This window comes from Pseudomonas profundi, assembly GCF_008638305.1.
Classification (GTDB): Bacteria; Pseudomonadota; Gammaproteobacteria; order Pseudomonadales; family Pseudomonadaceae; genus Halopseudomonas; species Halopseudomonas profundi.
Genome location: NZ_VTPZ01000003.1, coordinates 264,913 through 285,115 on the forward strand (window position 1 = coordinate 264,913; position 20,203 = coordinate 285,115).

Below are 20,203 nucleotides of genomic sequence, written 5' to 3' on the forward strand. Positions count from 1 at the left end.
ATGCAGTATCCACAGATCCAGCGCATCATCGGTATTTTGCTGATGTTGTTCTCCACCAGCATGCTCCCCTCGGCGGGGGTGGGCTGGTTCTATGGCGAGCATGCCCGCGAGGCCTTCGTCACCGGCTTTCTGATTACCTTTGCATTCGGCTTTCTGGCCTGGCTTCCGGTTCGTGGCAGACGCAACGAACTGCGTACCCGCGACGGTTATCTGATTACCGTACTGTTCTGGCTGGTTCTCGGGCTGTTCGGCGCGGTGCCGTTATATCTGCTGGATATGCCGGATCTGAGCGTAGCCAATGCGGTGTTTGAATCCTTCTCCGGTCTCACGACAACGGGCGCCACGGTCATCACGGGGCTGGATACCCTGCCGCGTGCCTTGCTGTTCTACCGTCAACAACTGCAATGGTTTGGCGGCATGGGGATTATCGTACTGGCGGTGGCCATTCTGCCGCTGCTGGGCGTCGGTGGCATGCAGCTGTATCGCGCCGAGATGCCCGGGCCGCTGAAAGAGAACAAGCTGACGCCGCGGATTGCCGAGACCGCCAAGGTGCTGTGGCTGATCTACACCGGGCTCACGGTGGCCTGTGCGCTGGCTTACTGGGCAGCGGGAATGGAGCCATTCGACGCCATCGGTCACAGCTTTTCAACGGTAGCGATCGGCGGATTTTCTACCCATGATCTGAGTATCGGCTACTACGATAGTCCACTGATCGAGCTGATCTGCATGGTGTTTCTGGTCATCTCGGGCATCAACTTCGCCTTGCATTTTCTGGCGTGGCGTTTTCGCTCACTGAAAAGCTATTGGCACGATCCGGAATGCCGCTCGTATCTGTTGATTCTGGTCGCGCTGTTTGTGGTGTGCTGCGCCATGCTGATCCACGTCGAGTATTACGATACCTGGACCTCAATCCGCTACGGTGCCTTCCAGACGATTTCGATTGCCACAACGGCAGGTTTCAGTGTCACCGATTTTTCAGTCTGGCCGACAGTGCTGCCGTTCCTGTTGCTTTACGCCAGTTTCATCGGCGCCTGCGCAGGCTCCACTGGCGGTGGGATGAAGGTGATCCGCGTGATCCTGCTATACAAGCAGGGCACACGTGAAACGAAACGCTTGCTGCACCCGCACGGGGTGTTCCCGGTCAAGCTTGGCAACAAGCCGGTGCCAGACCGGGTCGTAGAAGCTGTATGGGGGTTCTGTGCGGTGTACGTGTTCGCCTTTGCCGTCATGTTTCTGATTCTGCTCGGCACTGGCCTGGACTTCGTCACCGCCTTTTCGGCACTGGCCGCCTGTATCAATAACCTGGGGCCGGGGCTGGGGGACGTATCAGCGCACTACGGGGACCTCTCGGCCACGGTGAAATGGATACTCAGCTTCGCCATGTTGTTGGGCCGACTTGAGGTCTTTACGCTGATCATCCTGCTGACTCCGATGTTCTGGCGTCGTTGATGACGTGAGGATTGCGCAGCTCCGCTAGCTGCGGGATCCTTATTCTTCGTCCAGAAACGCCAGGCCTGCACCCTCGCCGGGGATCACCCGCTGAACAACCATGCGCAGGACCGGCGCCTCGATTGGCATGTCCTGCACTTGCCCCTGTACTTCGGCGCCAGGCGTCAGCGTCGCCAGATCAGCGTTCTCCACGAACACACCGCCATCGGACAGATCACGCGTCTGACCGTACACATCACCCAGATCCGGGTGAGTAATCCTGATTCGGCACCGCATCATGGTGCGTGGATATTGACGCTGATTGGCCATGCTCAAGCTCCTGCTTGTATATTTTGTTATCCCTGTGACCACGCATTACCAGCGGGACGCTCAGTACCAGCGCTTTTCTCCCGAGGGGCGTTTCTTGAACCGCTTCATGCTCCACATGTACTGGCTTGGCCATTGACGGACATAGCGCTCGATCACCCCACTCATGGCGGCGACCGCTTCGGTTTCATCATCACTGTATAGCGCCTCGGGTGCCTCTTCGAGAATGACTTTGAAGCCGCTATGGTCAGGCAAACGAACGCAATGCAGGAACAGGGCTCGCGCCTTGCCCCCCTTGACCAGTCCCGGAACGAATTTACTGGTCAGCGCCTGGACCGCAAAGAAAGGTACGAAAACACCGCTCTTGAGCGCGGGCTCGGGGTCCGCCGGGATCCCCACCGCACCGCCTTTACGCACCTCACGGATAACATTCGTAATGCCTTCACGCGTAGAAGCAGCCACCTGGTTGCCCAGCTGGGTGCGCTGACGCCTGAGCAGATCATCCACTGCTTTCTGCTTGGGCGGGCGGTAAAAAATAAGTGGCGAGCATTGTGAGCAGTAATAGTGATTCAGGACTTCCCAGTTACCCAGATGGCTGGTGATACACACCACACCTTCACCAGCATCCAGAGCAGCACGCAGCAGGTGCTCGCCCTCGACTTCCTTGACGTAGCTCAGGGTCTTGGAGGGCTTCCACATCCAGGCGCAGGCGCTTTCCGCTACGCTGCGGCCGGTATTGATCAGCGTCTCGCCGACCAGTGCCTCGCGTTCTTCGGCACTCAACCCGGGCATGCAGTGCGCGAGATTTATACGCACCACTTCCCGGGAGCGGTTGGGCAGCTTCCAGGTAAGCCAGCCCATGCCTGCACCCAGGCGCTGCGCCCAGCGAAACGGCAGCATGGAAAACAGCCGGAGAAAGCCGACAATCAAAGCGCCCTTGAGCCGTTCCACAAGTAACCCCGCACTGTTTCGAAAAACGCATTGTAAAGGCAGCAGCGCGTCAGGGCGAGATACGCCAACTCATCCGGCGAGCTCAGGGTAGCGAAAGCAATCGGTCGTATGGTCCATGACCATTCCGGTGGCCTGCATGAAGGCATAACAGATGGTCGGACCGACAAAGGAAAAGCCGGCTTTCTTCAACGCTTTGCTCATGGCTTCGGCTTCAAGGGTAATGGCCGGCACCTCTGCGAAGCTGCTGAAGTGATTGATGCGTGGCGCGCCGCCGACAAACTGCCAAAGCCACTGCGCCGGATCGGTCTGCTCCCTGAGAGCCAACCAGGCGCGGGCGTTCTGCCGGGCCGCACTGATTTTCAGCCGATTACGGATGATGCCGGCATCGTCCATCAGCCGCTGCAGGTCCTGGTCCGTCTGGCTTGCCATGAAGCGGACATCAAAACCGCGGTATATCTCGCGGTAACGCTCGCGCTTCTTGAGGATGGTGATCCAGGACAAGCCTGCCTGCAATCCGTCCAGCACCAGCTTCTCGAACAGCCGGTCACCATCAAACTCGGGCACACCCCATTCGTTATCATGGTAAGCCTGATAGACAGGGTCCCCGGAGCACCACTGGCAGCGGGTGATAGGCGGTACAGATGTGTTCATGGGGTCTTCGCTGCGTCAGTTGTTAGGGTGCCAGTGTAGCTTAGGGTCTGTTGTCGTTTCATCGCGGTCGCGACGGAGGCCCGTTTGGTGCAGAACAAGACGCGAGGAGTGAAATTTGTTCAACACATCCATGTGTTTCACCCCTTCGGGGCTTACGCGCAAGAACGCTCCAGGCGTTTTTGTGGTTGTTCCAAATGAGCGACGAGTAACGCAGTGCTGCGCTAAACGGGTCCCGTCCCTTCGGGTGGGGCCGCCTAGGTTGCGTGGCAAATGACGCCATGCGGCGTTGCGGGACTTGGCAAGGGAACAACCATTACCTGCATCCCGCGCCTTGCGGATCGCCGCCCGGCCTTGCGCCATTTGACACAGCAACGCGGCTCGCGATGCAACGGCAACAGACCCTAGCCATTGTGGGCGTCAGTCGCTCGGTCTTCGCCTGTATGTCACCCCGGTCTGACTGTATACTTCCGCCTTTCTTCACAGCCTAACCGGGTGAAAACGTGACTCAGACCAATCCAGCCGTCCATACCTTTCAAGGACTTATCCTTGCCCTGCAAAGTTTCTGGGCAGAGAAGGGTTGCGTAATTCTGCAGCCCTACGACATGGAAATGGGCGCCGGGACCTTCCATACCGCTACTTTCCTCCGGGCGATCGGTCCGGAAACCTGGAACGCAGCCTATGTTCAGCCCAGCCGCCGTCCGACTGATGGCCGCTACGGCAACAACCCCAACCGCCTCCAGCATTACTATCAGTTCCAGGTAGTGCTCAAGCCGAACCCGGATGATATTCAGGAGCTGTACCTGGAGTCGCTGAAACACATCGGCGTGGATCCGCTGGTTCACGATATTCGCTTCGTGGAGGATAACTGGGAATCGCCGACGCTAGGCGCCTGGGGCCTGGGTTGGGAAGTCTGGCTGAACGGTATGGAAGTTACCCAGTTCACGTATTTCCAGCAGGTGGGCGGTGTCGAGTGCTACCCGGTGACTGGCGAGATCACCTACGGTCTCGAGCGGCTGGCAATGTATCTGCAGGGTGTCGACTCGGTGTACGACCTGGTGTATTCCGATGGCCCGTTCGGCAAGGTGACCTATGGTGATGTGTTCCACCAGAACGAGGTGGAACAGTCGACCTATAACTTCGAGCACGCCAACGTCGACAGGATGTTCGAGCTGTTTGACTTCTACGAGAGCGAAGCAAACCGGTTGATTGCCGCCGAACTGCCATTGCCGGCCTACGAAATGGTCATCAAGGCCTCGCATACGTTCAACTTGCTGGATGCGCGTCGTGCCATCTCCGTCACTGAGCGTCAACGCTACATTCTGCGCGTGCGTGGGTTGTCGCGCGCCATCGCCCAGAGCTATTTGCAAGCCCGGGCAAAACTCGGCTTTCCCATGGCCACTCCCGAATTGCGTGATGAAGTACTGGCCAAACTGAAGGAGGCCGAATAATGCTGCCGCTCGATTTCCTGGTAGAACTGGGTACTGAAGAACTCCCGCCCAAAGCGCTCAAGCGCCTTGCTGAAGCCTTTCTGGAAGGCGTCGAAAAAGGCTTGAAGGATGCCGGTCTGAGTTACGATTCAGCCCGGTATTACGCCGCGCCACGGCGACTGGCGGTCTTTGTCGGACAGCTGGCGACCCAGCAGCCCGACCGTACCAATCAGATGGACGGCCCACCGCTGCAGGCGGCCTTCGATGCCGACGGCAATCCGACCAAGGCGGCCCAGGGCTTTGCCCGCAAATGTGGCGTGGAAGTTTCTGAACTGGACCGCAGCGGCCCGAAGCTACGTTACGTGCAGAGCATTCCAGGCCAGCCAGCGCATGACCTGTTGCCGGATATCGTGGACGCTGCGCTGGCTGCGCTACCGATCCCCAAACGTATGCGTTGGTCGGATCGCAAAACCGAGTTCGTCCGCCCCACCAAGTGGCTGGTGATGATCCAGGGTGACTCGATGATCCCCGGCGAAATCCTGGCGCAACACGCTGGCCGCACCTCGCGCGGGCACCGTTTTCATCACCCGGATGAAGTCCGTATCACCACGCCGGCGAGTTATGCCGATGATCTGCGCAAGGCAAAGGTAATAGCGGATTTCAACGAGCGCCGCGAGATGATTCGCCAGCGCGTCGAACAGCTTGCCGCAGAGCAGCACGGCACGGCGATCATGCCGGACGACCTGCTGGATGAGGTCACCGCCCTGGTCGAATGGCCGGTGCCACTGGTATGCAGTTTCGAGGAACGTTTCCTTGATGTACCTCAGGAAGCACTTATCTCGACCATGCAGGACAACCAGAAATATTTCTGCCTGCTGGATGCTGATGGGCGCCTGCTGCCGCGTTTCATCACCGTCGCGAACATTGAAAGCCACGATCCGGCGCAGATTATTTCGGGCAACGAAAAGGTCGTGCGCCCGCGCCTGACCGATGCGGAGTTCTTCTTCAAGCAGGACCAGAAACAGCCGTTGGAAAGCCATAACGCACGCCTGGCCAATGTCGTGTTCCAGGCGCAGCTCGGCAGCGTGTATGACAAGGCCAGTCGGGTGTCGAGCCTTGCCGGGGCCATCGCCGGCCAGATCGGCGGTGAGCCAGAGAAGGCGGCACGTGCAGGCCTGTTGAGCAAATGTGACCTGTCGACCGAAATGGTCGGCGAGTTCCCCGAGTTGCAAGGCATCGCAGGCTATTACTACGCCCGGCATGACGGCGAAGCCGAGGACGTGGCGCTCGCACTGAATGAGCAGTACATGCCGCGCGGCGCAGGCGGTGAGTTGCCGTCTACCCTGACAGGCGCCGCGGTGGCACTGGCAGACAAGCTGGACACGCTGGTAGGCATTTTCGGCATCGGCATGCTGCCCACCGGGAGCAAGGATCCCTACGCTCTGCGCCGTGCAGCGCTTGGCGTGCTGCGGATCCTGATCGAGAAGAAACTGGAACTGGACCTGCATGCGGCGCTGGAAACGGCCGTCGCCCAATACGGCGATTCGGTGAAGGCGCAGGGCCTGGTTGAGCAGGTTCAGGACTTCATCTTCGACCGGTTGCGTGCCCGCTATGAAGACGAGGGCATCGACGTAGCGGTGTATCAGTCCGTGCGTGCGGTAGCGCCCACCTCGCCACTGGATTTCGACCAGCGCGTACAGGCTGTGCAAGCGTTTCGCCGGCTGCCGGAAGCAGAAGCCCTGGCCGCCGCCAACAAACGCGTGGCCAATATTCTGTCCAAGGCCGACATCGCTATCGAGGCCACTGTCGATCCGGCCCTGTTGCACGAGCCAGCCGAGGTCGATCTGGCCAAGGCCGTCCAGGACGCCGAAAGTGCCGCCGGGCCGCTCGCGCGTGATCGCCAGTACACCGGCAGCCTGGAGTCACTTGCCGCGCTGCGTGAGCCAGTGGATGCATTTTTCGATCAGGTACTGGTCAACGCCGAAGAGCCTGCGATAAAAGCCAACCGTTACGCCTTGCTGGCGCGCCTGCGTGGCCTGTTCCTGGGAGTAGCGGATATTTCGCTGCTGGGTTGATCGGCGCATCGAGATAGGATCTATTGACGTTTCGTAGCGGCCGCGACGGAGGCCCGTTTGGTGCAGAACAAGGCGCGAGGAGTGAAGTTTGTTCAACACATCCATGTGTTTCACCCCTTCGGGGCTTACGCGCAAAAACGCTCCAGGCGTTTTTGTGGTTGTTCCAAATGAGCGACGAGTAACGCAGTGCTGGAGCAAACGGGCCCCCGTCCCTTCGGGTTGCGTGTCAAATGACGCCATGCGGCGTTGCACGACTTGGCAAGGGAACAACCATTACCTGCGTCCCGCGCCTTACGGAACGCCGCCCGGCCTGGCCTCATTTGGCACAGCAACGCGGCTCGCGACGAAACGTCAACAGACCCTAGGCTTATGAAACTGATCATTCTGGACCGCGATGGCGTCATCAATCGGGACTCGGACAATTTCGTCAAAACGCTGGATGAATGGATTCCCATACCCGGCTCGATCGAAGCTATAGCCGCGCTCAGCCAGGCCGGGTGGACCGTTGCAGTCGCCACCAATCAGTCTGGTCTGGCGCGCGGCTATTTCAACCAGGCCACGCTTGAGGCCATGCACCAGTATCTGCAGGACCTGGTTGCCCAGCAGGGCGGCCGGGTTGATCTGATTGTGCACTGCCCCCACGGTCCGGATGATAACTGCACCTGCCGAAAGCCCCTGTCAGGGTTGTTTGAAAACATCGCTGCGCATTTTCAGGTGCCGCTCGATGGCGTTCCCACTGTTGGTGACAGCCTGCGGGATCTGCAGGCAGGCGTAGCGGTAGGTTGTCGACCCTTCCTGGTACGGACCGGAAAGGGCGCCACTACCGAGCAAAAGGTCCTGCCGCCTGGCACGCTGGTATTTGATGATCTGGCCGCTGTGGCCGCTTACTTGCTGGAAGACTGAACATGTCCTTTCTGATGCCCCTGCGCGTCATTCTTTTCTACCTGCTATTGTCCGCAAGCGCAGGCATCTGGGGTTTGCTGATGCTGATCGTCGCGCCCTTTCTGTCGCCGCATTGGCGATATACGCTGATCATCGGCTGGTGGAGCCGTATGGCAATCTGGCTGACCCGGCATCTGGTCGGGATCCGCTATGAGGTAATCGGCCAGGAAAATATCCCTGAGCAGGTCGGAGTGATTCTGGCGAACCATCAGAGCACCTGGGAAACCTTCTTTTTGCAGCAAGTGTTTCGTCCACAGACCCAACTGATAAAAAAGGAATTGCTCTATGTTCCCTTCTTTGGCTGGGCCTTCGCTCTGGCTAAACCTATCGCCATCGACCGTAGCAATGGACGTGATTCGCTCAGGCAGCTCGCCAAGGTAGGAGGGGAGCGGTTGGCAGAAGGCTTCTGGATTCTGGTATTTCCGGAGGGCACCCGCGTGCTTCCCGGCACGCCGGTGAAGTTTTCACGTGGCGGCACCGCGCTGGCCTGCAGTAATAACGTGCCGGTAGTACCGGTGGCACACAACGCCGGTGAGTTCTGGCCCAAGGTCGGCTGGGGCAAACGCCCCGGCACCATAACGGTGAAAATCGGCCCGGCAATGTACCCCAAGGGCACCGATCCACGGTCTATCGTCGAGCTGAACAAGCGCGCCGAGCAGTGGGTAAACGACGCGCTGGCCGAAACCACCGCCCGCTAACCAAGTTCACCCTTCACCCCGCCATAGCAGCCCGGCAACGGACACACCGCCGGGCTCGTCTTCTCAACGGCAGCACAACCTTCTCTCTCCTGTGAGTCCTCCTTAATCCCATACGCTAATTCATAAAAACAGCCTGACCGACCGAATCCTTGATTTCAATCTGGTCGGTTACCGGGCCGCAAGGAAAGGGCACCCGTATAAGGCACTAAACCATCAAACACAAGGGTTTGGGGCGGGTTAAGCGCTTCAGGAAAGCCTCATCTCAACCGCTCGGAGTCCCCGAAATGCGCGGCTTTGCCGTTTCGTTTTGCGACCCTTGTCACTCTTTTAAAGCCTCAACCAAACCTTGGTCACAAACCGGCATCGCCTTGGCCACAGATTGCCATCTGCCTCTTACTATCTTCTCCGTTCCCAACTCACTCGAACAAGAAGGTTTACCCATGAAGACGGACAGCCTCCATCCCTTTCGTAGATGGCTGATGCCTGTCGCGCTTGGTCTGATAGTAGTTTCCAGCCAAGGTTGTCGTAGCGGCAGTGGCGATAGCGAACCCGAATTTGAAGACCCTGAAATCGAACAGATCGAAGCTGGCGAGGCGCCCGATTCTGTCAGCGAGGAGGCCAGCGACACTGGCGACCAAAAGGCGGGCAGCACGCCGTCGACCGGCACCAAAACGAATAATAAATCGGACAACAAGGCGCGCGCTGGCGATATCGACACCGGCGGTCCAATAGCATTGATCGGTCTCAACGTGGCAGGGGCCGAGTTCACCAGCAGCGCGCTACCAGGTAAAGAAGGAACACATTACTTTTTCCCACCGGACGCCTATTTCGACCGCTGGGCAGAGAAAGGCATCACCTCGGTACGCTTCCCTATCAAGTGGGAGCGGCTTCAACCAAAACTGAAAGGCAAATTCGATGAAGTGTATGCCGGGCATATCGACGATATGTTGGATCAGGCTGAACACAACTACATTGATATCCTGCTCGACGTCCACAATTACGCCCGCTACCGCGGCGACGTGATCGGTACCAAGAAGGTACCGGTAGAAGCCTTTGAGGACTTGCTGTCGCGCATAGCGGAGCGCTGGGGTAATCACCCTGCGCTATACGCCTATGACATCATGAACGAGCCCTACGGCGCCGACGATAAATGGCCGGCTGCCGCCCAGGCCGGCATCGACGGAGTGCGCAAGCACGACACTCTGAAGCCGATCTTCATCGAAGGGACCTCCTGGTCCAGCGCCGCTCGCTGGCCTAAATATGCCGACGCGCTACTGGAACTTGATGACCCGTCTAATACCCTGGTGTTTTCAGCGCATGTCTATCTCGATCCGGACGCCAGTGGCAGCTATAAACAGGCCTATGAAAAATTCGATCCAATGGTAGGTGTGAACCGGGTCAAGCCATTCGTGAACTGGCTCAAGGAGAACTACAAACGCGGGCATATCGGGGAGTTCGGCGTACCCAACGATCCCAAGTATCTGAAAGCTATGGATAATATGCTCGGGTATCTGCAGGAGAACTGCATTCCGGTAAGCTATTGGGCAGCAGGGCCATCCTGGGGCAACTACAAGCTCTCGGTCGAACCTGGCAAGGACGGTAAGCAGAAGGCGCAGTGGGACGTACTCAAGAAATACATCGATACCGGCAACTGCACAGATTTCGGGCCGCTACCGTAACTGATACCTGCATTTCAAAGGCCGGCTTATGCCGGTCTTTTTTTGGCCGACGTTCAACCAGACACTATACGCTCGCACTGAGTCAGATCTGTGTTGACGAGTTGTCTGAAAGAGCGCAGTAGACCACTCGAATCAGACAAGCGGTACTGCGTCACACATTTTCCGCACTAGACTGATACTGAGTGAGCTAGCAGGGCAGCTCCCGCGAAAATAACAATTCATGCAAGACAAAAAAATGGCGAAAGATTCTGACCTTTCGGTTCGTTGAAGACCGCAGCAGACATCAAGAAATGACAAGCCATATCCCGGCTCCAAATCCAGCCGTTCGAGATGCGAAAGGGATATTTGTTAAGCGCCTGAAAAGGAAGTAACCCTCATGATACAAGTCGATAATCACATCGCTCAGCTTCAGCTTCGTATAGAGAAAACCAGATGGTTTGTAGAAATGGGAAAACAGGCGCTAGCCCAATGTCCTGACGACTGCGAGTTGCTCATTTCTCATGAAAACATGCTCGCGCACCTCGAATCTCTGGAAGGTCAGATCAGTAATATTCTGCACGCTACCTCTGAATCGATCATAACCGAGCAGAGCGTAGAACCGCGTCGCCAGGCAGTGGGCTAGATAGAATCAAGTGCTCTCGACAACCAATAAAAAACCCGGGAGGCTGATGCCTCCCGGGTTTTTTAGCAGAAACGCTGGCTTGTGTTCGCTTCTAGTGGTCACACATCCAGATTGGACACCGCCAGCGCATTGCTCTCGATGAATTCGCGCCGCGGTTCGACGTGGTCGCCCATCAAGGTATTGAAGATCTGGTCAGCGGCGATGGCATCTTCAATGTTCACTCGCAACATGCGACGGCTGTCGGGATCCATGGTCGTCTCCCACAGCTGATCGGGATTCATCTCTCCCAGTCCCTTATAGCGCTGGATAGTATGACGTCTGGCGGTTTCGTTCATCATCCATTCCAGACCTTCCTTGAAATGGGTGATCGGCTTTTTCTTTTCGCCACGCTGCATATAGGCGCCATCTTCGAGCAAGCTCTGCAGTTTCTCGCCCAGCTCAGCCATGGTCCGGTAATCGTTACTCGCAAACAGATCCCGATTGAAGGTGTAATAGCTGGATAGACCGTGGGAAATCGACTCTACCTGCGGCAACCAGAGATTACGCTCGCGGTCTTCGCGCAGGCTGATATTGTATTGCTGGCCTGATTTCTCTCCGGTCTTGACCATGGTTTCGAACTTGCCGATCCATTCTTCCATGAACGCCTTGTCCGCCACGTTTTCGGCGGTCAGGCGCGGCAGATAGATGAAATGCTCCATCAGTTCAATTGGATACAAGCGTGACAGGCGATCCAGCGTCTTCATTACCGCACGGAATTCCTGAACGATTTTCTCGAGATGTTCGCCAGTGATCCCAGGTGCATGCTCGTTGACGAACAGGTAGGAATCCTCCAACGCAGATTGCGTGAGATAATCCTGCAGCGCATCGTCATCCTTGAGGTACTGCTCCTGCTTGCCTTTCTTGATCTTGTAGAGCGGAGGCTGTGCGATATAAATGTAACCCCGTTCGATCAACAACGGCATCTGCCGGAAAAAGAACGTCAGCAACAATGTCCGGATGTGCGAGCCGTCAACGTCGGCATCGGTCATGATGATGATGTTGTGATAACGCAGCTTGTCTATATTGAACTCTTCGCGGCCGATGCCGCAGCCCAGCGCAGTAATCAGCGTGCCAACCTCGGCAGAAGAAAGCATCTTGTCGAAGCGGGCTTTCTCGACGTTCAGAATCTTGCCCTTGAGCGGGAGTATGGCCTGTGTTTTACGGTTGCGGCCCTGTTTGGCTGAGCCGCCGGCGGAATCGCCCTCCACTATGTAGAGTTCGGACAAGGCGGGGTCTTTCTCCTGACAGTCTGCCAATTTTCCTGGCAGCCCGGCGATATCCAGCGCACCCTTACGACGCGTCATCTCCCGTGCCTTACGAGCCGCCTCGCGCGCACGTGCCGCATCAATCATCTTGCCGACGACCGCCTTGGCTTCGTTGGGCCGTTCCAGCAAATAGTCAGCAAACTGCTTGTTCATTTCCTGCTCAACAGCGGTTTTCACCTCCGAAGAGACCAGCTTGTCTTTGGTCTGGGAAGAAAACTTCGGATCCGGGACTTTAACGGAAATGATGGCTGTCAAACCTTCACGAGCATCGTCGCCTGAAGTGCTGACCTTCATTTTCTTCAACAAGCCTTCCTGCTCAATATAACTATTGAGCGTCCGCGTCAGTGCGCTGCGGAAACCCGCCAGGTGGGTCCCACCGTCCCGCTGCGGAATGTTGTTGGTGAAACACAACAGACTCTCATTGAAGCTGTCGTTCCACTGCATCGCGACCTCAACGGCAATACCGTCGTCGCGCTGTATATCAAAATGGAAGACGGAGTTGACCGCGGTCTTGTTCACGTTGAGGTACTCAACGAACGCGCGAAGGCCGCCTTCATACTTGAATAGTTCCTGCCGACCGGTACGTTCATCGATCAAATTAATGCCCACACCGGAGTTCAGGAAAGACAGTTCACGCAGACGCTTGGCGAGGATATCCCATGAGAAGCTGATGCTGGTGAATGTTTCGGAGGAGGGCTTGAAGTAGATCTGCGTACCGTTGGTATCAGCGTCACCAATGGGCTTCAAAGGCGCCAGAGGGACGCCGTGGGAGTAATCCTGCTCCCACACCTTGCCTTCGCGGCGAATCGTCAGCACAAGCTTCTCAGACAGCGCGTTAACCACGGACACGCCTACGCCATGAAGCCCGCCGGATACCTTATAACTATTCTCGTCGAACTTACCGCCGGCATGCAGCACCGTCATGATCACTTCTGCCGCCGAAACACCCTCTTCATGAGCGTCTACCGGAATGCCCCGCCCGTTATCGTTAACGGTGATGGATTCATCAGCGTGAATAATGATGTTGATGTCCGTGCAGTGACCGGCAAGGGCTTCATCGATCGAGTTATCAACCACCTCAAAGACCATGTGATGGAGACCGGTACCGTCGTCCGTGTCCCCGATGTACATGCCCGGGCGTTTGCGCACCGCATCGAGGCCCTTGAGGACCTTAATACTTGAGGAATCGTAAGCTCTTTCTTCAGTCATCTTGTAGTCACTCCAGACGTCATTCGGTCTGTATAATTTGACCATGTTCCACGTGGAACATGGCCCGAGGTGTTGCGTCTTGCCAACAGCCATCCAGCTGTTCCGGCTCAACGCAACTAATAAAAACCTGGCACTCTAGTGCTTCGAGTAATGCACACAGCGACTTCCTGTGTTGCTGGTCAAGTTCGGATGGCAGATCATCGATAAGAAATACACAATCCTTCAGCTTGTCGCTATCCCGCAATAGATAGCCCTGGGCAATTTTCAACGCACACACAACCAGCTTCTGTTGTCCTCTGGACAGTATGTCAACCGCGTTCATGCTGTGCATACGCAAGCGTAGATCGGCGCGCTGCGGACCCGCTTGCGTGTGCCCCAATTGCACATCGCGCTCGAACTGAGCATCCAACACCGCCTTCAGCGCCTTATCCTTATCCCAGCCACGAAAGTAACTCAGCTTAAGGTCAGGCAACTCGATCAGCTGAGCGAGTACATGCTCAAAGGCTGGCTTAAGCTTTTTGAGATAAACCTGCCGATACGTATCGATCTGCTCACCGGCCTGTATCAGTTCGGCCTCCCAAGGGCTGATCATCGAACGCTCGATTCTACCACGCCGGAGCAACGAATTCCGTTGCTTGAGGCTTTTTTGCAATCGCTGCCAAGCGGGAAGGAACCGATGTTCCACGTGGAACACTCCCCAGTCCAGGTACTGGCGGCGCTGTTTGGGCGCACCTTCCAGCAACTTGAAACTGTCAGGATTGATGAGCTGCAAGGGAAGGGTTTCAGCGAGCTGCGCTGTGCTACGCGCCGTTTGACCGTTCAATCGAATCTGATATTCGGCTTGGCGGTTCCGCGTGATCCCCATGGAACATGATTGGCCGGAATGCAGAACAACCTCAGCAAACACTGTACAGGCGTCTTGTTCGTGCTGAATTACCGGTTGCAATTTGGTGCTGCGGAATGATCGCGCCATACCAAGGATATGAACGGCTTCGAGCAAACTGGTTTTGCCGCTGCCGTTGGGACCAGAAATGATATTGATGCGGGGGGAAGGGAAGAGCGTTACCGGGTGCAAATTGCGCACCCCGGTAACGGCAAGGCGCTTAAGGGGCATTGTTGGGGTTAGAGACGCATGGGCATGACGACGTACAGGCTGTCGTCATTCTCGGACTCCTGCACCAGCGCGCTGCTGTTCGCGTCAGACAAGATCAGCTTCACGTGCTCACTGCCCAAAACGTTCATCACGTCCAACAAATAGCTAACGTTAAAGCCAATCTCCAACGAAGCGCCTGAGTAATCAACAATAATTTCTTCTTCGGCTTCTTCCTGCTCAGGGTTGTTCGCCTGAATCTTCAACTGACCTTCACTGAGCATCAAACGAATCCCCCGATATTTTTCGTTGGACAGAATAGCCGTACGGGCAAAGGCGTTACGCATAGTCTGCCTGTCAGCCAGAACCACCTTGTCGCCGCCACGCGGAAGTACCCGCTCGTAATCGGGAAATTTGCCATCCACCAGTTTGGAGGTGAAGGTGAAATCCCCCGTCGTCGCGCGAATATGATGCGAGCCCAGAGTAATGTTAACCAGATCATCCGCCTCGCCCAGCAGGCGCGCCAGCTCAAGTATCCCCTTGCGAGGAACGATCAACTGGTAACGTTCCTGGTAGTCGATACCGGCGTCGACCGTACACATGGCCATACGATGACCGTCGGTGGCTACAGAACGCAACTGGCCGTTGTTGATTTCCAGCAACATGCCGTTGAGGTAGTAGCGCACGTCCTGCTGAGCCATGGCAAAGCTGGTGCGCTCGATCAACCGACGAAGCTTGTTCTGGCCGACCGCGAAACTCATCGCGCCAGGGCCGTCTTCGACATTAGGAAAGTCAGCTGCAGGCAGAGTGGCCAGGGTGAAACGGCTACGACCTGCCTTGATCACGGCTTTATTATCATCAACCTTTACCGTGAGGGTCGCGTCGTCCGGCAATGACTTGCAAATATCCATCAGTTTGCGCGCGGGGACTGTAATTTCGCCAGCCTCGGCGCCTTCTTCCAGATTGATGCGACCGACGAGTTCAACTTCCAGGTCCGTACCGGTGAGCGACAGGGTATTGCCGTCGACTACCAGCAGAACATTGGATAGCACCGGTAGAGTCTGGCGCCGCTCTACAACACCGGCCACCAGTTGCAGGGGCTTCAACAGGGCTTCGCGCTGAATGGTGAATTGCATTGTCTTCCTTCGACCTCGTGCAGGATGGCTTGGTTGCCAGGCATCACCTTGATCAGGTGGTCAATGTCCTGAGCAGATTTTTATAATCTTCGCGGATGTCGGCATCCATTTCACGTAACTCGGCAATTTTCCGTGTCGCATGCAGGACCGTAGTGTGATCGCGTCCGCCAAAAGCGTCACCGATCTCCGGAAGACTGTGGTTGGTCAGTTCCTTGGACAAAGCCATGGCCACCTGACGCGGGCGTGCTACCGAACGCGAGCGGCGCTTGGATAACAGATCCGATAATTTTATCTTGTAGTACTCGGCAACGGTTCGCTGGATATTATCAATACTCACCAATTTGTCGCGCAGAGCCAGCAGATCCTTCAGCGATTCGCGAATCAACTCGATAGTGATGTCGCGGCCCATGAAGTGCGCGCTGGCGATAACCCGTTTCAATGCGCCTTCCAGCTCGCGGACGTTCGAGCGAATACGCTGGGCGATAAAGAACGCGGCGTCATGGGGTAGATCCACCCGCGACTGTTCAGCCTTCTTCATCAAAATCGCGACCCGAGTCTCAAGCTCAGGGGGTTCGACAGCAACTGTCAGGCCCCAACCAAAACGCGATTTGAGACGTTCCTCAAGCCCGTCGATTTCCTTGGGATACCGGTCGCTGGTCAGAATGACTTGCTGGTTACCTTCAAGCAACGCGTTGAAAGTATGGAAGAATTCCTCCTGAGAGCGCTCCTTCTTGGCGAAAAACTGAATGTCGTCGATGAGCAAGGCGTCAACTGAACGGTAGTAGCGTTTGAAATCATTGATGGCGTTCATCTGCAATGCCTTGACCATATCCGCGACAAAGCGCTCCGAGTGCAGATAAACGATCTTGGCTGCCGGATTTTTCTTCAGAAGATGATTGCCGACCGCATGCATAAGGTGTGTCTTACCCAGGCCGACCCCGCCATATAGAAACAAGGGGTTATAACCATGCTTGGGATTATCCGCCACCTGCCAGGCTGCCGCCCGAGCAAGCTGGTTGGATTTGCCCTCAACGAAATTCTCAAAGGTGAAGCTGCGGTTGAGATAGCTTGTGTGCTTGACGACCGATGGACCTGAATCGGCGCGTTGCGGCGGATGCGGGTCATAGTCGGCTTGTCGGGGTGAGTCCGCAGTTGGTTCGGGTTGAAAGCCCTGGGAAATAACCTGGGTACGTGGCGTGACCGGGGCAGTCGCAGTAGCGGGCCCCTGTCTATTTGTCTCCGCCCGAACCGCTGGGCTTTGAGCATTGCCGGTGGAGGTCGCGCGACGGCTACCAATCAATAAAGACAGTAACGGAGCCTGCCCCTGCGACAGATCATCCAGCAACTCCTGTATGCGATTGAGGTATTTGTCATTAACCCAATCGAGAACAAACCTGTTCGGCGCATACAGCCGCAACTCGTGATCGTCACCGTCTACCTGCAACGGACGAATCCAGGTATTGAACTGCTGAGCAGGTAGCTCATCTCGTAAAAAATCGATGCATTGCTGCCAGAGTGCAACAGACACTAAATCCCCCGGTGCGCTATACCCTAGCGGCTTGTTTTTGAATGAAAACAGTGCACGTCACTGTGCAGCCATTCTGGCTTTGCCTAGGGGCAGTATTCTAGCTGGAACCCCTCGACTTATCCACACCGATCCATGGTTTGCGGCGGTATGCCACAAGCCAGTTTCTCGCAACGACAAGCAGCGATATAAACGCCGAACAAGCGAAACCAGGGGTCTTGAAGGTTGTGTACAACCCGCGATGAACTCTGTCCAAAACCGGGTGGATAACCGGGTGTGAAAACGGCCTGTGGATATCCGACCTGGTTATCCACAGCAGGTCCACATCAGTCGAGGTCATTCCGAAACAGCTTGTGCACCAGGTTATGCTCCGCTGAAATGCGCAGTGTCATTGCCCTTGAGCGGCTTATCCACAGAAAAGTGGCTGCTCATTTACATCAACATCATCAATCTTTTAAAAAGAATTACTCTTATATTGTTTTTTTAAATATGGGATGCGAATCGAATTGACCGAACAGACCTTCTTCTCTAGAATCACCGGTCCCTTGAAGGGGCTCACCAGCTCTGGCATGAATCAATCAGGTATCTGAAGATGAAAAGAACATTTCAACCCAGCGTTTTGAAGCGCAAGCGTAACCATGGTTTCCGTGCCCGTATGGCCACCAAGAACGGCCGTGCCGTTCTGGCCCGTCGTCGCGCGAAAGGCCGCAAGCAGCTGTCAGCTTAAGCCCGGGATCACAGGTGGATCTCGGATTCGGTCCTGAATACAGGCTGCTTACGCCTGCACAATTCAAGAACGTCTTCGATGGAGCCACTTGCAAGGCCTCGGGACCTAACTTGTTGTTGCTGGCCAGACGTAATGGCCTGAGCCATAGCAGGTTGGGTTTGGTCATTGCCAAAAAGAATGTCCGCCGTGCGGTAGATCGCAACAAGGTCAAACGCATCGCACGCGATTCCTTCAGACATCATCGTGCTGAACTGGAAGACCTGGACATTGTCGTCCTGGCCCGCAGGGGCTTGGGTGATATTGATAATGCGGCGTTACATTCGCTGTTCTCAGAAATGTGGCGTCGGCTTATCAAGTCGGCTGGCAAACAGAATCAATCACGCCGTTCCGGATCTCCGTCATCCAATGCGTAACCTCGCGCTCGGACTGATCAAGATTTATCGATACGCTATCAGTCCGCTGATGGCCAGTCATTGTCGTTTCTATCCCTCCTGTTCCTGTTACGCCCAGGAAGCCATCGAGCAACACGGTTTTCTTCGCGGCTGCGCAATGAGTGCGCAACGTCTTTCTCGTTGTCATCCATGGAACCCGGGTGGTTACGATCCCGTACCGTCAAAGCCTGCTCACCGTACTTCCCAGATGGCCGACAAACCATGAACATGCAACGAAATATCCTCATAGCTGCCTTGCTCGTGATTACTTATCTCATGGTGCTGCAGTGGAATAACGACTATGGCGATGTGGACCTGCCGCCTGCTGTCACCGACACCGCTCCTGCTGGTGGTGAGAACGATTTACCGGATGTACCTGCGATAGATCAGAACCAGACAGCTGGCAATGATGACGTGCCTGACGCCAGTGCACCTATGACTGCGAACGACAGTGCACCGGTTGAATCCGCTGCCGGCTCAGAGTTGATCAGGGTCAGAACCGACCAGCTCCACGTCAGCATCAATCCGGTTGGCGGCGATATCGTTTCGTTGTCTCTTCCGGGCTATCCGACCCGCAAGGATCGGCCGGACCTGCCATTCCAGCTACTGGAACAATCGTCCAACCGTATCTATATCGCCCAGAGCGGACTGGCCGGACAGGATGGCCCGGATGCGCGCGAAGCCGGCCGGCCAACGTACAGCGTTGAGCAGAACTCCTATGTTCTGGACGATGGAGACGACACACTGGTCGTCGACCTTCGTTTTGAAGAGAACAATGTCAGCTATACCAAGCGTTTCACTTTCACGCGTGGCGATTATCTGATCGGTGTCGAGTACATTGTCGATAACCAGAGCGAAGCAACCTGGAACGGCAACCTGTTTGGTCAGATCAAGCGCGATGGCAGCGGTGATCCGTCCAGTTCCAGCGCGACCGGCATGGCGACTTATCTGGGTGCGGCGTACTGGGCAGCGGATGATTCCTACGAGAAAATCAGCCTCGGTGATATGGACGACGTACGTCTGCGCGAACCGGTCAACGGTGGCTGGATCGCCTGGTTGCAGCATTATTTTGTCAGCGCCTGGGTACCTGCAGCGGATCAGAGCAACGTCTACCAGACACGCAAAGATAGCCAGGGTAATTACATTGTCGGTTTCATCAGCCCGGCATCCAGCGTCGCTGCTGGTCAACAAGGCACCATTTCAGCGGATTTCTATGCCGGCCCGAAGATTCAGGACCGTCTCGAGCAAATTTCCGAAGGGCTGGAGCTGACGGTTGATTACGGTTTCCTCTGGTGGATCGCCCAGCCACTATTCTTTGTGCTGAGTCTTATCCACAGCTTTGTCGGTAACTGGGGCTGGAGCATTATCCTGCTCACCATTCTGATCAAACTGGTGTTTTTCCCGCTTTCTGCGACCAGTTACCGCTCCATGGCCAACATGCGCCGCGTGGCGCCCAAGCTGCAGGCATTGCGTGAGCAGCATGGCGACGATCGTCAGAAAATGTCGGCTGCGATGATGGAGCTGTACAAGAAGGAAAAGATCAATCCGCTGGGTGGCTGTCTACCGATCCTTGTGCAGATGCCCGTATTCATCGCGTTGTACTGGACATTGATGGAGAGCGTGGAGATGCGCCAGGCCGAATGGCTGGGCTGGATCGTGGATCTGTCACAGAAAGATCCCTACTTCATCCTGCCTATCCTGATGGGTGCAACCATGTTCATCCAGCAGCAGCTGAATCCTGCACCACCGGATCCGATGCAGGCAAAAGTGATGAAGATGCTACCTATCATCTTCACCTTCTTCTTCCTGTGGTTCCCGGCGGGTCTGGTGCTGTACTGGGTAGTGAACAACATGCTGTCGATCGCGCAGCAGTGGTACATTACTCGCCAGATCGAAAAAGGCGCAGCAGCCAAGGCCTGATCACTGGCAGCTCGTTTAAAACGCCCCGATTTCGGGGCGTTTTGCTATCTATAATCCGTGC

The 20,203-nt window shown here is 56.1% G+C and carries 18 protein-coding genes; 11 read left to right on the forward strand and 7 right to left on the reverse strand.

Annotated features, from left to right (window positions below):
• Positions 1 to 1,449, forward strand: a complete 1,449-nt coding sequence (locus FZE95_RS06270) for a TrkH family potassium uptake protein (RefSeq protein ID WP_150299982.1) — start codon at positions 1 to 3, stop codon at positions 1,447 to 1,449.
• A 39-nt stretch (positions 1,450 to 1,488) separates the two neighbouring features.
• Here the strand turns inward: FZE95_RS06270 and FZE95_RS06275 are convergent, their stop codons facing one another.
• From FZE95_RS06275 to FZE95_RS06285, 3 genes are all read right to left on the reverse strand, one after another.
• Positions 1,489 to 1,758 carry a PilZ domain-containing protein gene (locus FZE95_RS06275; RefSeq protein WP_150299983.1) on the reverse strand — a complete coding sequence of 90 codons (270 nt, stop codon included), beginning with the start codon at positions 1,756 to 1,758 and terminating at the stop codon, positions 1,489 to 1,491.
• Between the two features lie 60 nt (positions 1,759 to 1,818).
• Positions 1,819 to 2,706: a lysophospholipid acyltransferase gene (locus FZE95_RS06280; protein ID WP_150299984.1), complete on the reverse strand. Its 888-nt coding sequence runs from the start codon at positions 2,704 to 2,706 to the stop codon at positions 1,819 to 1,821.
• Positions 2,707 to 2,775: 69 nt separating this feature from the next.
• Positions 2,776 to 3,336 carry a DNA-3-methyladenine glycosylase I gene (locus tag FZE95_RS06285; protein WP_150300080.1) on the reverse strand — a complete coding sequence of 187 codons (561 nt, stop codon included), beginning with the start codon at positions 3,334 to 3,336 and terminating at the stop codon, positions 2,776 to 2,778.
• A gap of 521 nt (positions 3,337 to 3,857) precedes the next feature.
• On the opposite strand from FZE95_RS06285, the gene glyQ reads away from it, so the two are divergent.
• The 6 genes from glyQ to FZE95_RS06315 all read left to right on the forward strand — a co-directional run bounded on the left by glyQ (position 3,858) and on the right by FZE95_RS06315 (position 10,800).
• Complete coding sequence (gene glyQ, locus FZE95_RS06290; protein WP_150299985.1) at positions 3,858 to 4,805, forward strand: glycine--tRNA ligase subunit alpha; 948 nt, start codon at positions 3,858 to 3,860, stop codon at positions 4,803 to 4,805.
• Complete coding sequence (glyS, locus tag FZE95_RS06295; protein WP_150299986.1) at positions 4,805 to 6,859, forward strand: glycine--tRNA ligase subunit beta; 2,055 nt, start codon at positions 4,805 to 4,807, stop codon at positions 6,857 to 6,859. Before glyQ ends, glyS begins: the two co-directional genes overlap by 1 nt.
• A gap of 369 nt (positions 6,860 to 7,228) precedes the next feature.
• Positions 7,229 to 7,762 (forward strand): D-glycero-beta-D-manno-heptose 1,7-bisphosphate 7-phosphatase, encoded by a 534-nt coding sequence (gene gmhB, locus FZE95_RS06300; protein ID WP_150299987.1) that lies wholly within the window; start codon positions 7,229 to 7,231, stop codon positions 7,760 to 7,762.
• A 2-nt stretch (positions 7,763 to 7,764) separates the two neighbouring features.
• Positions 7,765 to 8,499, forward strand: a complete 735-nt coding sequence (locus tag FZE95_RS06305; protein ID WP_150299988.1) for a lysophospholipid acyltransferase family protein — start codon at positions 7,765 to 7,767, stop codon at positions 8,497 to 8,499.
• Positions 8,500 to 8,783: 284 nt separating this feature from the next.
• Positions 8,784 to 10,178 carry a glycoside hydrolase family 5 protein gene (locus tag FZE95_RS06310; RefSeq protein ID WP_223824987.1) on the forward strand — a complete coding sequence of 465 codons (1,395 nt, stop codon included), beginning with the start codon at positions 8,784 to 8,786 and terminating at the stop codon, positions 10,176 to 10,178.
• 376 nt (positions 10,179 to 10,554) lie between these two features.
• Positions 10,555 to 10,800: a hypothetical protein gene (locus FZE95_RS06315; protein ID WP_150299989.1), complete on the forward strand. Its 246-nt coding sequence runs from the start codon at positions 10,555 to 10,557 to the stop codon at positions 10,798 to 10,800.
• Between the two features lie 98 nt (positions 10,801 to 10,898).
• Here FZE95_RS06315 and gyrB read toward each other — a convergent pair whose 3' ends face one another.
• From gyrB to dnaA, 4 genes are read right to left on the reverse strand one after another with little or no spacing between them, the layout of a single operon-like run.
• Positions 10,899 to 13,313: a DNA topoisomerase (ATP-hydrolyzing) subunit B gene (gene gyrB, locus FZE95_RS06320; RefSeq protein WP_150299990.1), complete on the reverse strand. Its 2,415-nt coding sequence runs from the start codon at positions 13,311 to 13,313 to the stop codon at positions 10,899 to 10,901.
• A 19-nt stretch (positions 13,314 to 13,332) separates the two neighbouring features.
• Positions 13,333 to 14,427, reverse strand: a complete 1,095-nt coding sequence (gene recF, locus FZE95_RS06325; protein ID WP_150299991.1) for a DNA replication/repair protein RecF — start codon at positions 14,425 to 14,427, stop codon at positions 13,333 to 13,335.
• Positions 14,428 to 14,435: 8 nt separating this feature from the next.
• Positions 14,436 to 15,539: a DNA polymerase III subunit beta gene (gene dnaN, locus FZE95_RS06330; protein ID WP_150299992.1), complete on the reverse strand. Its 1,104-nt coding sequence runs from the start codon at positions 15,537 to 15,539 to the stop codon at positions 14,436 to 14,438.
• Positions 15,540 to 15,591: 52 nt separating this feature from the next.
• Complete coding sequence (gene dnaA / locus FZE95_RS06335; RefSeq protein ID WP_150299993.1) at positions 15,592 to 17,067, reverse strand: chromosomal replication initiator protein DnaA; 1,476 nt, start codon at positions 17,065 to 17,067, stop codon at positions 15,592 to 15,594.
• A gap of 589 nt (positions 17,068 to 17,656) precedes the next feature.
• Here dnaA and rpmH point away from each other — a divergent pair.
• From rpmH to yidC, 4 genes are read left to right on the forward strand one after another with little or no spacing between them, the layout of a single operon-like run.
• Positions 17,657 to 17,791 (forward strand): 50S ribosomal protein L34, encoded by a 135-nt coding sequence (rpmH, locus tag FZE95_RS06340; protein ID WP_105644045.1) that lies wholly within the window; start codon positions 17,657 to 17,659, stop codon positions 17,789 to 17,791.
• A 14-nt stretch (positions 17,792 to 17,805) separates the two neighbouring features.
• A complete protein-coding gene (gene rnpA, locus FZE95_RS06345) occupies positions 17,806 to 18,204 on the forward strand; it encodes a ribonuclease P protein component (RefSeq protein ID WP_150299994.1) in 399 nt (132 codons plus the stop codon).
• A complete protein-coding gene (gene yidD / locus FZE95_RS06350) occupies positions 18,197 to 18,448 on the forward strand; it encodes a membrane protein insertion efficiency factor YidD (protein ID WP_218573654.1) in 252 nt (83 codons plus the stop codon). Before rnpA ends, yidD begins: the two co-directional genes overlap by 8 nt.
• Positions 18,445 to 20,142 (forward strand): membrane protein insertase YidC, encoded by a 1,698-nt coding sequence (gene yidC, locus FZE95_RS06355; RefSeq protein WP_150299996.1) that lies wholly within the window; start codon positions 18,445 to 18,447, stop codon positions 20,140 to 20,142. Before yidD ends, yidC begins: the two co-directional genes overlap by 4 nt.
• The last annotated feature ends 61 nt before the right edge of the window (positions 20,143 to 20,203 follow it).

Excerpts from the sequence above, each read along its gene's own strand:
- FZE95_RS06270 (WP_150299982.1), top strand. The coding sequence starts at position 1 with ATGCAGTATCCACAGATCCAGCGCATCATCGGTATTTTGCTGATGTTG.
- FZE95_RS06275 (WP_150299983.1), bottom strand. The coding sequence starts at position 1,758 with ATGGCCAATCAGCGTCAATATCCACGCACCATGATGCGGTGCCGAATC.
- glyS (WP_150299986.1), top strand. The coding sequence starts at position 4,805 with ATGCTGCCGCTCGATTTCCTGGTAGAACTGGGTACTGAAGAACTCCCG.
- gmhB (WP_150299987.1), top strand. The coding sequence starts at position 7,229 with ATGAAACTGATCATTCTGGACCGCGATGGCGTCATCAATCGGGACTCG.
- FZE95_RS06305 (WP_150299988.1), top strand. The coding sequence starts at position 7,765 with ATGTCCTTTCTGATGCCCCTGCGCGTCATTCTTTTCTACCTGCTATTG.
- FZE95_RS06310 (WP_223824987.1), top strand. The coding sequence starts at position 8,784 with ATGCGCGGCTTTGCCGTTTCGTTTTGCGACCCTTGTCACTCTTTTAAA.
- FZE95_RS06315 (WP_150299989.1), top strand. The coding sequence starts at position 10,555 with ATGATACAAGTCGATAATCACATCGCTCAGCTTCAGCTTCGTATAGAG.
- gyrB (WP_150299990.1), bottom strand. The coding sequence starts at position 13,313 with ATGACTGAAGAAAGAGCTTACGATTCCTCAAGTATTAAGGTCCTCAAG.
- recF (WP_150299991.1), bottom strand. The coding sequence starts at position 14,427 with ATGCCCCTTAAGCGCCTTGCCGTTACCGGGGTGCGCAATTTGCACCCG.
- dnaN (WP_150299992.1), bottom strand. The coding sequence starts at position 15,539 with ATGCAATTCACCATTCAGCGCGAAGCCCTGTTGAAGCCCCTGCAACTG.
- rpmH (WP_105644045.1), top strand. The coding sequence starts at position 17,657 with ATGAAAAGAACATTTCAACCCAGCGTTTTGAAGCGCAAGCGTAACCAT.
- yidD (WP_218573654.1), top strand. The coding sequence starts at position 18,197 with ATGCGTAACCTCGCGCTCGGACTGATCAAGATTTATCGATACGCTATC.
- yidC (WP_150299996.1), top strand. The coding sequence starts at position 18,445 with ATGAACATGCAACGAAATATCCTCATAGCTGCCTTGCTCGTGATTACT.